The sequence below is a fragment of the Mesorhizobium sp. BR115XR7A genome, from assembly GCF_020165315.1.
Taxonomy (GTDB): Bacteria; Pseudomonadota; Alphaproteobacteria; order Rhizobiales; family Rhizobiaceae; genus Mesorhizobium; species Mesorhizobium australicum.
The window spans coordinates 116761-130794 of record NZ_JAIUHW010000003.1; the positions used below are offsets into that span (position 1 = coordinate 116761).

General features: G+C 63.5%; 23 protein-coding genes and 1 tRNA gene. 15 read left to right on the plus strand and 9 right to left on the minus strand.

Annotation, left to right across the window (positions count from 1 at the left end):
• Nucleotides 1–27 precede the first annotated feature (27 nt).
• Together msrA and LB557_RS07420 are read right to left on the minus strand one after the other, a co-directional pair.
• Nucleotides 28–546, minus strand: coding sequence for a peptide-methionine (S)-S-oxide reductase MsrA (gene msrA / locus LB557_RS07415; RefSeq protein WP_140620653.1), 519 nt, complete (start codon nt 544–546; stop codon nt 28–30).
• A 174-nt stretch (nt 547–720) separates the two neighbouring features.
• Entirely contained in the window at nt 721–2136 is a 1416-nt protein-coding gene (locus LB557_RS07420; protein WP_224643622.1) for a glycosyltransferase family 39 protein, read from the minus strand.
• A 330-nt stretch (nt 2137–2466) separates the two neighbouring features.
• Between LB557_RS07420 and LB557_RS07425 the strand changes: the two genes are divergently transcribed.
• Nucleotides 2467–3174 carry a hypothetical protein gene (locus LB557_RS07425; protein WP_140876260.1) on the plus strand — a complete coding sequence of 236 codons (708 nt, stop codon included), beginning with the start codon at nt 2467–2469 and terminating at the stop codon, nt 3172–3174.
• Between the two features lie 158 nt (nt 3175–3332).
• On the opposite strand, the gene LB557_RS07430 is transcribed toward LB557_RS07425, so the two are convergent.
• Both LB557_RS07430 and LB557_RS07435 read right to left on the minus strand, forming a co-directional pair.
• On the minus strand, nt 3333–3662 hold the full coding sequence (locus tag LB557_RS07430; protein WP_224643623.1) for a hypothetical protein: 330 nt from the start codon (nt 3660–3662) through the stop codon (nt 3333–3335).
• A complete protein-coding gene (locus LB557_RS07435) occupies nt 3655–4029 on the minus strand; it encodes a hypothetical protein (protein WP_140824123.1) in 375 nt (124 codons plus the stop codon). The genes LB557_RS07430 and LB557_RS07435 overlap by 8 nt, the downstream gene beginning before the upstream one ends.
• A 306-nt stretch (nt 4030–4335) precedes the next feature.
• On the opposite strand from LB557_RS07435, the gene LB557_RS07440 reads away from it, so the two are divergent.
• The gene (locus tag LB557_RS07440) at nt 4336–4605 is read left to right on the plus strand and encodes a hypothetical protein (RefSeq protein ID WP_015317042.1); all 270 of its coding nucleotides are present in this window, start codon (nt 4336–4338) and stop codon (nt 4603–4605) included.
• Between the two features lie 98 nt (nt 4606–4703).
• The gene (locus LB557_RS07445; protein WP_015317041.1) at nt 4704–5009 is read left to right on the plus strand and encodes a hypothetical protein; all 306 of its coding nucleotides are present in this window, start codon (nt 4704–4706) and stop codon (nt 5007–5009) included.
• A 48-nt stretch (nt 5010–5057) separates the two neighbouring features.
• Here LB557_RS07445 and LB557_RS07450 read toward each other — a convergent pair whose 3' ends face one another.
• Nucleotides 5058–5486 (minus strand): DoxX family protein, encoded by a 429-nt coding sequence (locus LB557_RS07450; RefSeq protein ID WP_140620672.1) that lies wholly within the window; start codon nt 5484–5486, stop codon nt 5058–5060.
• 606 nt (nt 5487–6092) lie between these two features.
• Here LB557_RS07450 and LB557_RS07455 point away from each other — a divergent pair.
• The 4 genes from LB557_RS07455 (at nt 6093) to LB557_RS07470 (ending at nt 7602) form a co-directional block, all read left to right on the plus strand.
• Complete coding sequence (locus LB557_RS07455) at nt 6093–6272, plus strand: DUF3606 domain-containing protein (protein ID WP_015317039.1); 180 nt, start codon at nt 6093–6095, stop codon at nt 6270–6272.
• A gap of 247 nt (nt 6273–6519) precedes the next feature.
• Entirely contained in the window at nt 6520–6963 is a 444-nt protein-coding gene (locus tag LB557_RS07460) for a GFA family protein (protein ID WP_140618065.1), read from the plus strand.
• A gap of 112 nt (nt 6964–7075) precedes the next feature.
• On the plus strand, nt 7076–7312 hold the full coding sequence (locus tag LB557_RS07465; RefSeq protein ID WP_023782817.1) for a DUF982 domain-containing protein: 237 nt from the start codon (nt 7076–7078) through the stop codon (nt 7310–7312).
• 44 nt (nt 7313–7356) lie between these two features.
• Nucleotides 7357–7602, plus strand: coding sequence for a DUF982 domain-containing protein (locus LB557_RS07470; RefSeq protein ID WP_224642156.1), 246 nt, complete (start codon nt 7357–7359; stop codon nt 7600–7602).
• 67 nt (nt 7603–7669) lie between these two features.
• Here the strand turns inward: LB557_RS07470 and LB557_RS31575 are convergent, their stop codons facing one another.
• The gene (locus tag LB557_RS31575) at nt 7670–7804 is read right to left on the minus strand and encodes a hypothetical protein (RefSeq protein ID WP_263496731.1); all 135 of its coding nucleotides are present in this window, start codon (nt 7802–7804) and stop codon (nt 7670–7672) included.
• Between the two features lie 90 nt (nt 7805–7894).
• Complete coding sequence (locus LB557_RS07475; protein WP_140716212.1) at nt 7895–8191, minus strand: hypothetical protein; 297 nt, start codon at nt 8189–8191, stop codon at nt 7895–7897.
• A 188-nt stretch (nt 8192–8379) separates the two neighbouring features.
• On the opposite strand from LB557_RS07475, the gene LB557_RS07480 reads away from it, so the two are divergent.
• From LB557_RS07480 to LB557_RS07510, 7 genes are all read left to right on the plus strand, one after another.
• The gene (locus tag LB557_RS07480; protein ID WP_140876266.1) at nt 8380–9288 is read left to right on the plus strand and encodes an alpha/beta fold hydrolase; all 909 of its coding nucleotides are present in this window, start codon (nt 8380–8382) and stop codon (nt 9286–9288) included.
• A 383-nt stretch (nt 9289–9671) separates the two neighbouring features.
• Complete coding sequence (locus LB557_RS07485; protein ID WP_181166456.1) at nt 9672–9968, plus strand: hypothetical protein; 297 nt, start codon at nt 9672–9674, stop codon at nt 9966–9968.
• 35 nt (nt 9969–10003) lie between these two features.
• Nucleotides 10004–10077, plus strand: a tRNA-Gln gene (locus LB557_RS07490).
• Nucleotides 10078–10286: 209 nt separating this feature from the next.
• Nucleotides 10287–10532, plus strand: a complete 246-nt coding sequence (locus LB557_RS07495) for a hypothetical protein (protein WP_140716216.1) — start codon at nt 10287–10289, stop codon at nt 10530–10532.
• A 207-nt stretch (nt 10533–10739) separates the two neighbouring features.
• A complete protein-coding gene (locus tag LB557_RS07500; protein ID WP_140791362.1) occupies nt 10740–11030 on the plus strand; it encodes a hypothetical protein in 291 nt (96 codons plus the stop codon).
• Between the two features lie 143 nt (nt 11031–11173).
• Nucleotides 11174–11380: a hypothetical protein gene (locus LB557_RS07505; protein WP_015317029.1), complete on the plus strand. Its 207-nt coding sequence runs from the start codon at nt 11174–11176 to the stop codon at nt 11378–11380.
• A gap of 108 nt (nt 11381–11488) precedes the next feature.
• Nucleotides 11489–11755, plus strand: coding sequence for a DUF982 domain-containing protein (locus tag LB557_RS07510; RefSeq protein WP_224642158.1), 267 nt, complete (start codon nt 11489–11491; stop codon nt 11753–11755).
• Between the two features lie 28 nt (nt 11756–11783).
• On the opposite strand, the gene LB557_RS07515 is transcribed toward LB557_RS07510, so the two are convergent.
• A complete protein-coding gene (locus LB557_RS07515; protein ID WP_224642161.1) occupies nt 11784–12878 on the minus strand; it encodes a sensor histidine kinase in 1095 nt (364 codons plus the stop codon).
• 75 nt (nt 12879–12953) lie between these two features.
• Nucleotides 12954–13196 carry a hypothetical protein gene (locus LB557_RS07520; protein ID WP_015317026.1) on the minus strand — a complete coding sequence of 81 codons (243 nt, stop codon included), beginning with the start codon at nt 13194–13196 and terminating at the stop codon, nt 12954–12956.
• A gap of 265 nt (nt 13197–13461) precedes the next feature.
• Here LB557_RS07520 and LB557_RS07525 point away from each other — a divergent pair, with 265 nt between their 5' ends.
• Complete coding sequence (locus tag LB557_RS07525; RefSeq protein WP_140725400.1) at nt 13462–13770, plus strand: hypothetical protein; 309 nt, start codon at nt 13462–13464, stop codon at nt 13768–13770.
• Nucleotides 13771–14034 lie beyond the last annotated feature (264 nt).

Consider the following 14034-nt stretch of genomic DNA (forward strand, 5'->3'; position numbering starts at 1 on the left):
ACCTGCTGCCAAAACGGCTGGTGAGCCTTATGAAACCGCCTTTTCACGAACCGGCAGCTTCCAGCCTGGTCTGACGAAATGGCAGGTGTAGCCGTTGGGATATTTCTCGAGATAGTCCTGGTGCTCGGGTTCGGCCTCCCAGAACGCTCCGGCCGGCGCGAGTTCGGTGACGACCTTGCCGGGCCACAGGCCGGAGGCGTCGACATCGGCGATGGTGTCCTCCGCCACACGCTTCTGCTCCTCATCGGTGTAGTAGATTGCGGAGCGATAGCTCATGCCGACATCGTTTCCCTGGCGATTGCGCGTCGTCGGATCATGTATCTGGAAGAAGAATTCCAGAAGCTGGCGAAAGCTGATTTTCGCCGGGTCGAAGGTGATCTCGATGGCTTCGGCATGCGTGCCATGATTGCGATAGGTGGCGTTCGGCACGTCGCCGCCACTGTAGCCGACACGCGTGGCAAGGACACCCGGGAAGCGCCGGATCAAATCCTGCATGCCCCAGAAGCAGCCGCCGGCAAGCACTGCACGTTCGCTCGAAGTCGCCATGTCACGTCTCCTCAAAAGGCAATTCCGGGGGAAGTGTAGCGGCTCTCCGTCGGGAATTGCGCGGCAACAAACTTGGATAGCGCCATAAATGGGCATTGTTGCCTGGTTCGTCCAGTCAGACGAGCGGCCGTCCGCTTGTATTATAGGGAATGGGATCGCACGTCGCCGCTCACCCTAGCTGCGCGGATGCCGGGTCCGGCTACTGGCGGCAGCCGGCAGATATCGCGTGCCGGGCGGAATGACGGCAAAGCTGATCGCCACCGGCGGTGCCTCGCGCGACCAGTTGAAAAGAACGGTCTTGACCGGGATATTGTCCACCCACGCCAGAAATCTTGACGGCACGTGACGACCCGACCAGACCATCAGCATGCCGTGATCGTGCAACCGCTGCCTCGTGATCCAGGGTGCGAACCGCATATCGAGATCGGTGAAGATAGACGGCTTGTCATAGGCGTTGAGGCCAGCCAGCATGGCAAGATTGGTGTCGCCACCGACGATGTCGAGCCTGCCCGGCGCCGCCGCGTGCCAGATTGCCTCGGCCTCGTCCGAGATCGGCCGCGCCGGCCAGCAGACGGCGTCCATGCGTCCCCGCACATTGCAGTCCGTCCATCGGATCGCCCCATAGGCGCCCGACATGGCGACGATGCAGATGAAGGCGCAGATCGCCAACCTCCTCATCTCGACGGCACCGAGCCGGTGACCGAGAAAGGCGAGCGCGACGACGCCGACAAGATTGTACATCGGCGCGCCCCAGGCTTCGCCGGTGCCAGTGAAAAACGAGACCATCATGATCAGCGCCGCCGGCCCAAGCCCCATCCAGCAGAGATAGACGAGCGTGTCGCGCTCGACCGGCATTTGCGGGGCTGGTGAGCGCCGCAATAGCCCTGATAGCGCCAACACCAGGAGAAAGCCGGAAAGGCCGGCCATTTGGACGCCGATATAATAGAGCCGCGCCCGGTGCTCGCTCACCCATGCATCGCGGCCGGCGAAATAGGTCAAAGGCAGGAAATCGATGCGGTAGAGTGCGATGGCAAGTGGCGCGGCGGCGGCGAGAAACACAGCCAGGCCAAGCCATGGCCAGGGTGTCGCCAGCCGGCTGCGCGCACGTGGGTCGCACAGCAGCCAGAGGCCGCCGAAGGCAAGCAGCAAGCCGGTGGAAAACTTGGCGTAGAGCCCAACGCCCGACACCAATCCGAGCGCCAGCCACCAGCCCGGCCCGCCGCCGCGGCTGGCGCGCCACAGCAACCAGCAGATCGCCGCCCAGAACGGCATCTGCGCATAGTCGTGATTGAATTGCGGCGTCGGCCAGCCGAAGAAATAGACCGACGGCATCAAAAGCACGGCGGCCAGCGCTTTGTCGCGGCCGAGCGTGTCGCGAGCCAGGAGGTGGACCAGGACGAAAGTGGCCGAGATCGTCAGCTGGGCCAGCAGATATTGCGGCCAGCGGAACGATCCGGTCAGGAGATGACTGGTCTCGAGCAGCCAGCCGGGGAGTTGCGGATGCTTGTAGGTCAAAAGCACCCATTCGCGGCCCCACATGAAGCCTTCCACGACGTCGCCGGGCGGTGCGGGATCGATGAGTGTTGGCACCAGGGTCCAGCACAGGATCTGCACCAGGCACAAAAGTGCCAGCAAACCCCAAGGGTGCCGAAGCAGCGCGGACCAAACCAATGACGAGTCCAGGCCCACGGCAGGCAGTGCTGCCGGCACCCAACGATCCATGGAGTCGTCAATTCCCGCCATGCCGCGCTTAAATCACATCGCCCGGTTTGCCGAATAGCCCCAAGGTCAAAGCTTACAAAAAAGTATACTTGCGTGCCATTGCAATACCAAGATTGAGCGGGAATCTCGGCGTTCTATTGCCCTCCCCGGGCAAAACAGCCCGCACACCTGATCCCACTTCAGCATCCCGGACATTCGATGCGTCACCAGCATGCCGTCATCCATCACCGCGCGCTCGACTTCTGGCTGGCGCGCGCGGCTGTCCTCGTCATCATCTGCCTGCAGCTTCTGGTCATCAACGATCTTTCGTTCGGCCCTCGCTGGCTGGCGCCGGCGCTGGAGGCCGCCCTGCTGGTGCCCCTATCCGTGGCCACCGCCTGGACGCAGGTCGCCACCCAGAAAGCGGTCGAGGAAGAGCACTGGTATCTCGTCGGCCGTTTTCGCGTCATGATCCGCAGGACGGCCCTGGTAATGACCGGCGTCGTCAGCGTCATGAACTGCGGTTCGCTGGTGCTGCTGGTGCGCGTGTTGCTGGCGGGACATGCCGGCAGCAGCGGCCAGACATTGCTCGTCGACGCGCTCAACATCTGGCTCACCAACATCATCGTCTTCGCCTTGTGGTTCTGGAGCACCGATCGCGGCGGGCCGCCGACCTGCGGACTGGTCAAACGCGCCCATGCCGATTTCCTGTTTCCGCAAATGACCCTGGACGATCGCGAGATCCGCGACTGGCTGCCTGGCTTCGTTGATTATTTCTTCCTCGCCTTCACCAATGCGACGGCGTTTTCACCAACCGACACCTTGCCGCTTTCCCAGCGCGCCAAGCTTTTGATGATGGCGGAGGCGATGATCTCGCTGCTCACGATCGCGCTGGTCGCGGCCCGCGCCGTCAACATCCTGGCCTGAGTACGGTTTTTCCGACCTTGCGCCGAAGAGGAGCCGGGCCTCGTATCCGTGAACGATGAGCGGCCCGAAAACGCAAGAAAGCCCGCCCTGGCGTGAGCCAAGGCGGGCTTGTGGTTCGATCGAGCCGTCAGGTGCCGGTCCCAAAGCAGGGCCGGCCGTCAGTCCTCCGGGGCTGGCCCGAACTTCCGCACGATCACCTCGAACAGAATATCCGAGAGGACGTCCAGTTGGTTGACGGCGACATCAAAATCCCTGGGCAGCACCGACAGCACGATCTTCAGATACTGGTCCGGCTTGTCGGTCCGCACCTCGGCGAGGACACCGGCGCCATGCGCCTGAAAATCGGCCCGCACGGCGGCCAGGAAATCGTCGCCCAATGTTTTCTTGGTCCGCTTCGGCCGGGGCGTCTTGGCGGCTACCGGACTGGCAGCGGGCTTGCGCCTTGCCGCCCTGGCCTTGCGGCGCGCCGGCCCGGTTTCATCAGTCATGGGTCCGCGCCCCGACATTGACATCACCGGCGGCGGCCTTCGGCGGCGCCTGCCTGGCCCGCTTTTTCAAACGGGCGGATTTCTTCCTGGCCTTTCCGCGCTTCGGCTTCGCGGCCTGTGCGGGCCTCGCCACAGGCCTTGCGGCCTTGAGCCGCGCCATGGCGAGACCTACGAGCTGTGCGCCGATACCGGCCTGCGGAAAGCAGAAGCCACCGGCCGCATCGCGCACCATGCCGATCAGCACGCCGGCGGGAACCTCCTCGACGCGGCCGAGGCGCGCCACAGGGCCGGCGCCCTCGAATTCGCCGATGGCGCTGACGATCTCGCGGCCGTCATCGCCGGTGATGATGCTGGCATAGCGGGGCATGGGATTCTCGCATCTCGCGGAAGCAGCGCTCTACGGCGCCACCGCATCGGCAGGCAGCCCAACCAGGGGCCAGAAACAGGAAACCCGCCTCGGCGGCGGGTCGGTGGCGCAAATCAGCACCATGGATGGATTTATAGCATCGCTGCCCTCACCGGTCAATGCCAAATAGGAAAAAATTCACATTTCCCGAGGGGGCACGATCCCGTCCGCTGACATTTATCCGGCTATTCATGAACCGGCTCCTGTGAAATCATCAGCGCCAGCTCATGGAATGATTCCCGTCGCACGGCCTTGTAGGAGAGGACGATGGACAGACCAGCCATGGCATCCGTCTTCAGGATGCGGCACGCTCCGGCCACGGTTTCCGGTGTGCGCAGCACCGGCCAGGGCCAGGCGGATCCGGTCATCCGGGTGCACTCGCTTGGCGAAGCGATCCGCTTCGTCGCCAACGCTTACCCCAATTACGACATCGGGACCGTCGCCATAGATTGCGGCGACCCTTCGATCCCGCGCCTCGGCAGCCTGGAAGTCAGGGCGCTTTGGCGCGAGTATGGCGAGCGCCTGACGCAGGAGTAGCGCCCGACCGCTCACGATCGGCGCGCTGGTTCCCGCACGCCGGCCGGATCGGAAACGCCGCTGATGCGTTCCACTGCGATCAACGGAGGGAGAAATCCATGAACGTCGCCAACCTGCAACTCGAAGGCCTGCTGATGGCCGTCGCCTCGATCAACCACGTCCTGGTAAAAAAGGGGGTGCTGACGTCGGAGGAGATCGACATCGCGCTCCGCAAGGCCGAGGCGTCGGAAACCGGCGAGGAGCGATCGGACGGCATGTCGGCGTCGAACCGCGACGCCGTCAATTTTCCGATCCGGCTGCTGGAACTCGCCAACCAGTGCCAGCCGGAGGCCGACATGCCGTCTTTCTCGAAGCTGGCCCGCATGGTCGGCCAGATGAAGGAGCCCTACAACGATCAGATGTGAGATCCCTGCCCCTGGCGGGCTCCTCATGCCCTGCCCCCGGCATGCTCATTACGCCCTGCCCGGCCATCCCAGGTTCAGCGCCAGAATTCTTCCAGGTCCGTGGACCGCCGCGAACAGCAGTCCGGCCAGGAACGAAAAATGGTCGACGAAGAAACCGAACTCGGCCTGGTTGCCGGCCCAGTGGCTGGGTCCGTGGAAGGCAAAGGCAAGGAACAGCACATAGGCGGCGGCGACCAGGGCGGCTTGGGTGAAGAAGGCGCCGCTGAGGAAACACAGCACCAGGGCCACCTCCAGGATTGCCGCGCACCATGCCAGGAAGAGCGGGAACGGAAAGCCCGCGGCCGCGATATAGCCCGCCGTGGCCTCCATGCCCAGGAACTTGAAGGTCACCGCCATCAGGAAGACGGCGGCGAAGATCAGGCGGGCGACGAGAAGGGCCGCGGTCTGCCACGGCGATTGTGCGATTTGGGGCGACATGGTTGTTCTCCAGCTTCATCAGCCCCAAGGACGCCCCGCCATGTGCCGATCCGACATGCCGGGCGAAAATTTTCACCGGTTCCGGTTTGGCGCCCGATGCTATGGCAGCCCACCGCCCGAAGGAAGAAGCAAGACCGCTTCCCGGCAGGCCCAGCTTTAGAAATTCTTAATCATCCTGAAACTTGTCCGTAACGCTGATCGTGATATTGTTAGCCGGGGCTAATGCACAGCTATGTCTGGTGCACGATATGGGTGGGTGGGTTTTGGGCGCAAGCGTCAGGCTGGGGACGAAGTCCTATCTGGTCCGGACACCGGTTCTGGAGTGCGAAGGCTGCGGCGGCACCGGACAGGTTTTCCAATGCCCGCGCTGGACGAGTTCCAGCGGCCTTTGCTGCCCCGCCGGCACGCATCGCCGCGGCTGTCCCGGCGCCAGCGCGCGCTGCGCCCAATGCAGCGACACCGACAGCACCGGCCCGACCTCTTCATCGGCCTAGGCTGAACTGGCGTTGCTCCGCGATGGAACCAGCATCGCCGATCCGTGTTATGTGTGACCGCGACATATAGGCGTCCGCGCGACCATGCGGCTTACAGAAAGTGAGGCCCGACATGCCTGACGACAAATCCAAGACCAAACAGGACCGCAAGCTGGTCTCGAGCGAGGAAACTTACGAGGTCGCGGCCTTCGCGCGCAAATACGGCATTCCGCAGAGCGAGGCCCAGACCATCATCAAGCGCTACGGACCCTCGCGCAAGAAGCTCGACAACCACATGGCCGCCCGCGGATAGAAGGAGCGGCCGCAAGGCGGCAACCAATTCGCCGGCATGGCGTTGAAGAATGCTGCGGGCCGCGTCAACCGGGCTCGGCGGTACGGTGAACAGGATGTCTTTTTCCCGGTTTCTCATCCTGGCCAACGAAATGGCAGACGAGCATCTGTCCCGCCCGGCCCGCGGCATGCCAAACTGACGGAGCCGGCCATGGCTGGAGCAGCCCTATGGCAGGCAAAGCCAGGCTGGCGAAACGGAGGGCGCAACCATGTCCGACACAACACGCAGGACCGGCAGTTGCCTGTGCGGTGGCGTGCATTTCGTCGTCAACGGCCAGCCGTCGCGGGTTGGCCTTTGCCATTGCAAGGATTGCCGCAAGGCGGGTGGTTCGGTCTATTCGGCCTTTGCCATCTGGCCGCGCGATGCGTTCGAGACATCGGGCGAGGTCGCCAGCTACGGCACACGCAGCTTCTGCCCGACCTGCGGCAGCCGCGTCGCCTGGGTCGACGACAACGAGGCCGAGGTGATGCTCGGCAGCCTCGACGTCGCACCGACGGATTTGGCACCGCAATATGAATTGTGGACCGGCCGGCGCGAGACCTGGCTGCATGCCTTGCCCGACGCCGAGCAGTTCGAACATGACCGGCCGCAAGCACAGGATGTCGATCTGCCGGCGGCCAAGCCCTCTTCGGACGCCGTCGCGCGCGACTGAAAGCATGGTTAAAAATTGATTGTCCGGGCTTGGAACCCTCCCCTGTCGTCGACGTTATCCGGCGCTTCCTCGGTGCATGTCGGCCGATGTGCATGATTCATGGAGACGACCGTTGAACGACAAGATGTTTCCCCGACCGATCCGCCTGAAATTCGCTCCCGAGCGGGAGCGCGTGGTGCGCAGCGCCTGGGAGGGGCTGGAATGCCTTGGCGACTGGCCGGCCGGCCAAGGCCGCCGATACCGGGCGGCACTGCGCAGCTGCCGCGATGCGCTGGACGGCTGGACGCCGGCGGAAAAGGCGATGCGGGCGATGATCGACGCCGCGCGCGAGGCGCGCATCCTGCAATGAGGCCCTGGTAGCGGGCAATGAGGACCCAGTAGCGGGAGAAACCAATGGCCGGTTTGATGCTGTCGACACCGCTGCGGGTCAAGCCTCATGGCTCGGACACGATCCGCGAGGTGGCCACGCTTCAGGACGCCAGTGAAATCCTGATCGACTGGCCACAAGCCAGGCGCGGCCCCTTCTACCAGACCGCGCGCGAAAAGATCGAGTCGGCGCTGGCCAACAATGAGGGCGCGGCACAGGCGCAGGAAGCCTTCACCGCTGTCTGCGATCACGCCGGCCTTCTGGTCAGGTAAGTCAAGGCACCATGGAAACGAAAAGCAGGCGAACTCGCCTGCTTTCTTGTTGCGGAACCGCTTTCGGTCATTCCACTGGCAGATCGCCGTCCACGATCGGGTGGGAGGCCTCGAAGCCGAAGCTCTTCGGCGCCGTCAGCATCAGGACGATAACGATGGCAATAGAGGTAAGCAACTCGGCTGTACTGGCAACATCTCTCACGGTCCATCCTTTCCAGATCCGGTTTGTCAGAGAAACGTTTCCTGGTCTGCGAAGTTCCTCCGCCGCCATGACAATGCTGCCGAACGATCTCTACTGCTTTGGCGGCTGGGGCGGCACTTCGCCCGGCTTGATGACCGGCGTCTTGCCTTCGTCGGGTGCCGGCGCGGCCATGCCCTGGTCGCCTGTGGGGGGCGGTTTCAGCACGCCGCCGCAATCGTTGAGCTTTTCGCTCAGGTCGCCGCTGCCGGACTGCTGCTTGCCGCCCTGATCCGTTTGTGCCCGGCATTTGTCGGCCTGCTGGTTCGGCGACTGCTGGGCCGTCTGTGCCGCTGCCGGCAATGCCAGGGCCAGCATCGCGGCGCATGACGCAATGACGAGGGATTTCATCTCGGCCTCCTTCGTTGAAGCCGCCCCACGGCGGCCTTCCGTTCACGGGGACAACGTCCGCCGGCCCAAAAGGTTGGCCCAAGGGATTGGGGGAGAGCTTGCGCGGGATCGGCCCGTTGCGGCCGGCGCTTGCGAAGGCGCCGCAACCAATCCCGTTCTCCAGCCGTTGCCTGTGCCGGAGGCCAGCCATGTTCGAGCATTTCCAGCCTATCGACGTCGACATCGAGGACGCCGGCATCTTCGTGCGCCGCGCCGGTGCCGGACCGGCGGTGCTTTTGCTGCACGGCTTTCCGCAAACCCATCTGATGTGGCGCGATATTGCGCCGCTGCTTGCCGATCGTTTCACCGTCATCTGCGCCGACCTGCGTGGCTATGGGCGCAGCGCCTGCCCGGCCTCGAGCGCCGATCATGCTCCCTATGCCAAGCGGGCCATGGCATCGGAGATGGTGGCGATGATGGCCAGGCTCGGCTTTACCAGCTTCATGGTCGCCGGCCATGATCGCGGCGGGCGCGTCGCCTACCGCATGGCGCTCGACCATCCCGGCCGTATCGAAAAACTCGCCGTGCTCGACATCGTCCCCACGGCCGACGCCTGGGATCGGGCCGACGCCCGGCTGGCCCTCGGCTTCTGGCCGTGGTCCTTGCTGGCACAGCCCGAACCCTTGCCGGAAAAGATCCTGGCGGGCGCCGCCAACGCCATCGTCGACAATGCGTTGGGTGGCTGGGGGTCGTCGCCCGATGTCTTTCCGGCCGGCATCCGCCAGGCCTATGTCGAAGCCTTGCGCGACCCCGCCCACCTCCACGCGATCTGCGAGGAATACCGGGCCGCGGCAACGCTGGACCGCGATCACGACCGGGCGGACAAAGCCGCCGGCCGGCGCATCGCCTGCCCGGTGCTGGCCTTGTGGAGCGGGCAAGGCGCGCTCGCCCAATGGTATGCCGGCGAAGGTGGGCCGTTGGCGCTCTGGCGGAACTGGGCCGACGACGTGCGCGGCCGCGCGATCTCGGGCGGACATTTCTTCCCGGAGGAGGCGCCCGCGCAAACGGCAGGTGCGCTGATCGATTTCTTCGGCGGGCTCAAGTCGGATGCCGGTTAGCCACCCGCCACCGGGCACCTCGGATCAGCCGGCTGGTTCCTCCGCTATATCCTCGCCCTCGGGCTCGCCGGGCCGGAAAAGATCGGGCATTCGCGGACATTCCTCGAACCGATGGTCGCGGCCGCCGCAGAAGGAGCAGCACATCGCCTCGCGGCCCTCGTTTCCGAGCCGCCATTGCGGTGTTTCGTAAGGTTTCCTGCCGTCCATGCCCAGCAATGCGCGACGCCTGATTTGGTTGCGCGGCGCGCCAACGCGCGCCCGGCTAGGCCCGTCGCGGAACCAACGGACACGATAGGGGGTTATGTGCGACAATGCATGCGGCCATTCCCCGGCGAATCCGGGCCAGCCGCGTTCGCAATTCCGTCAAACCGAAGAGAACCATCATGTCCGTTCGCGTTCCGACCCTGTTGATGGCCATGGCCGTCGTGCTCGCGGCGACCGGTCTGGCCGACGCCCGGCCCGACAGCCGCTCCATGGGCTGCGCTCAGATCCGGGCCATGATCCAGAACCACCGCGCCGTGGTGCTGACCACTGGCCCCAACACCTACGATCGCTATGTCAGGCAGTTCGGCAACGAGTGCGACTGGCCTGAAGTGCCGATGTCGGCCTATGTCCCGTCCCGCGACGGGGACTGCCCGGTCTATCGCTGCGAAGAGCCGGTCAACAATTTCCCGAATTGACCGCAAGCTGCCTGGGCGCCATAACGTGCCGGCTTTCCCGCTTCGTCTAATGGTAGGACAGCGCCCTTTGAAGGCGTGAATCGTGGTTCGAGCCCATGAGCGGGAACCAGGCAGCTGCAAGCCAACGAGTAGCCGGAACCAGGTCGGGTAGCTCCCGATCCTCTCCGATCAATCATGCCGTAATCCGGGGACAGGTAAAAAACCGGCCGGTACCCGGGCAGGAGGAAGGTGGCTTCCTCCCTGGACCTCCGTCGCGATTGACGGCCAGGTAACGTTACGTTAACTTTAATTTAGCTTAAGCTAAACTAGGGGGATCTAATGAAGATGGTTTTCATTTGCCTGGCGCTTGTCCTCGCCGGCTCAAATGTCGCTGCGGCACACGAAAAGAAGGCGACCGTCACCGCCTCGAAGGCATGCGCTGGTCTGTCGATCAAGGCGGCGGTGGCAGCAAAATTGGACTGCACAGCAACCGGAACAGCAACATCGACCCCGACCGACGCAGCGAATGCCAAGCCGCGCCTTGGGTACCAAAACCCTTGGACCATGTCCTCGTTTGGCCTTTGATGTTCCCGGAATTCTGGCTGTCCAGAGGCGCGGAGACCGAAGCCGCCGGGCTCTTGATAAGGCGTGAGTGCTTTCAGATCTCGTCCCTGGCCTTTTCCCGCACGTCCTGAGCTTCTCGACAATCGGACCAACCGATTGGGGTCGCTTCCGTCAGCATGAAACCTTGCGGCCTGTTGGACGTTCATTGTCGGCCAACAGGAGAGTTTCATGGATCCGGCAACCGCGGCGGTGATGATCATGCTGTCGTGCAACGCATCGCTTTGTCGGCCCACGGAGTCGCGCCCGGTCGTCTATTCATCGATGGCGCAGTGCCAAGCGGCGCTTGAAATCAGATTGGCACCCTGGCCGAGCGGCGAAATGGTCGGCCGGTGCAAGCAGGTCGACCGGATGGCGACCGGCTCGATTGCCCCGGAAGGCTATGCCTCGGTTCAAGTCACGCGTGGAATCGGCGGCGATGCGATCACTACCAACTATTTCGTTCCGAGAGCCGACGACTGAATCAGAGGCCGGACGCCGGGGCTACCGGGCGGTTGATGATTTCGCCCGCGGACGTCGGCAGGTGTTTGAACCGAACCTCCTGAAACCATTTCATGGACCCCGCGTTGACGACCCGGGGCACCGCCAGACACCGGAGAGAGTCCATGACCGTCAATTGCCGCATATCCATCGACAACAGGCCCGACGCCACCAATGTTACTTTCCAGGCGGTGCCGCGCATTGGCGAGAGCGTGTCCCTGTCGGTCGACGGAAACCCACAGGATCTGCGGGTCTCGCGCGTCGTGCACGTTCCCAACGGTGGACTGGAAGGGGCCGCGATCATCGTCGAAGTGACGACCAGCATCCTCTAGGATTGGTTCGCGCGGAGATGCCCGGAAAGCCTCACGCTACAGTGATCGGCCGCGATAAACCTCATGCCGCCCAACGCGTTCCACGGGCTAAACATGGTCTAGGTTCCAATGCAAACTGCATGGTTCTCCAAGCCCGTCGTCGTTTCGGTAGGCGTTGCCGGAGCCATCCGCAACCTGTCCAACACACAACAGGCGATCGAGCTCCTGACGACACATTGGCGCGATGCCGGGAGCCTGAAACATCAGTCCGCGCTGCGCGCCTGCCGCCGGGCAATGAGCGGCGACTTGCCCCCCGAAACCGCCAGGGAGGCCTTTGTCGAGGCCGCGCGCGAGGCGCATATCCTGGTCGAGCAGGTGCAGCCCGACAGGGAATAGGGGGCGGCGTCCAGACCGGCGGATCGCCCTAGATGCCGAAACCCGGCGAAACACCATCGGCCTCGCTGCCGGCCTGCGCCACGATGATGGAGGCCAGGGGCGCGCTCAGCTGCCATTTGAGATGGCCGGGCGACCGCTCCAGAATGGCGGAGCCACCCAGCGACTGCGGCGCCACACGCTGCAGCACGACAGTGCCGAACCCCTTGCGCGTGGTCTGATCGCGCCGGTCGCCGGGACGCGGTTCGCAGTTTTCCTCCCAGGTCAGTTGGAATTCCCGTTCGCCAGCGGAGCCGGGAGCATGCGCTCCCGAGCCGATGGTCCAGGTAATCTCGACCCGGCCGCCTTCGCTGCCCAGCGCGCCATACTTTGATGAGTTGGTGCCCAGTTCGTGAAAGGCCATGCCGAGGTTCTGCACCGCGTTCGACTGCAGCGTCAGGACCGGGCCGGAGAGCAGGATCTGCTCCTCGAGGCCGAACGGCTTGAGATGTTCCTGGATAAGGTCGAACAGGCTCGCCCCCGCCCACTCCGAGGTGACGAGCAGATCGTGCGACCGCGACAGTGCCATGATGCGGGCGCGGATCAATTCCTCGAACTCGCCTGGACCATTCGAACGCTTGCTGGTCTCCCTGACCATCGACAGGATGACCGCGAACTGGTTCTTGACCCGATGGTTGACCTCCCGCATCAGCAGCCTGATCCGGCGCTCGCTCTCCTTGGCGGCGGAAATATCGCGGGCGATTTTCGAGGCGCCGATGATTTCGCCATCGCCGTTCTTGATCGGCGAAATCGTCAGTGAGACCGAAATCAGCGCTCCGTCCTTGCGCTTGCGCGTCGTCTCATAGCTCGCCACGCGGTCGCCGCTGCGAATCTTGCTGATGATCTCGGTCTCCTCGCTCTTGAGGTGATCGGGAATGAGCATGAGGACGGATTGGCCGATCGCCTCCTCGGCGGTGTAGCCGAACATGCGCTCCGCCGCCTGGTTCCAGCTTTGGATGACGCTGTTCAGGTCCTTGCTGATGATGGCATCGAAGGAGGAATCGACAATTGCCGCGAGCCGGGCGTCGGCGGTCGCCCCCTGTCTGTCGCTGCCGTCGATGTCGTTCATCGCCACCCGCAATTGCATCTTTCCCGATCAGATAAGGCGCAAACGGATCAAGGCAATCGCCGGCGCGAGAATGGAAGGCTTACCGCGAAAGTTTTACTCCGCCTGTTCCGGCGGGGCCTTGCCGTCGCCATTGGGCAGGAGCACGCCGAATTCCTGCGACTTGGCGCCCACCTCGGCCGTCAGGAAGCCATCGGAGGCAAGGCCACGGCGCAGCAATTCGCGTACCGCCGCCGAGCGGCTGGGCATGCGTTTGTCGAAACGCCAGTTTTCCAGTGCGGCCAGTTCATCCTGGGTCAACATGATCTGCAGTCGTTCCGGGCGTTCCAGGTCAGCCATGTGCGCCTCCAAGCGCAAAGATCAGGCGAGTTAGTAACCGTCTCATTCTACTTACAGTTAGGAATTTCGGCATCCTGCGTCAAGCGCGGTCAGTGGGTGAATGCAGCGTCGTACCAAAGATGATCACTCAACGCAGGTTGCCCATTCGTGTAACTATGCTAACTAGCTGATTCTATTAATTGTTTTTTCACTTTTAACTTGCCATGCGCCGCCATGGGGCGCATCCTGCCAGCTTGAGGAAACCAACTCGCTTTGGGAGGTTTCAATGCGATACGACTACTCCACACGGCTGCGTGAAGACGTCTATGCGAGCGTCCGCGCAGCGTTCAAAACCGCGGGCATCATCAATGTGTCGGTGGTGGCGGAAAGGATCAGGGTCAGGAACCTGGCCGAGAACGTCGCCCTCGAGGACATTGAACATCTGGTCCTGCAGGCTGCACAACTGGTTGGCGCTGCGATCGAATTCGACGCTTTGGGCAACGGATTGGCCCCGCCTGGAACCGGATTCGTCGAGAACCGTGATGAGAGCTCGATGATCCCTCTCGGTCTGCATCGATCAGGCTCGATGCAATAACCAGAAGCGCCAAGGTGCGCCGGCTCCATGCGCCATGGAACCAGTCCGGCCTTCGGAGATTACCGCATCGTCCAGCAGAGGAGGATGTCGTGAAGGCCCTGCGCAGTCTGCTTGCCGAACTGTCGTCGAGCTGGCTCCAGCGCCGCAAGGCGCAAAAGCCATCCGCTGGAAATCCAGTCAAACCCGTGTCCCGCGTCCCCCGCCAGGCCGCGACGGTGAGGCCGGTACACAAGCCAAGGTCGCCCTCCTCCCGCGATGTCGCTT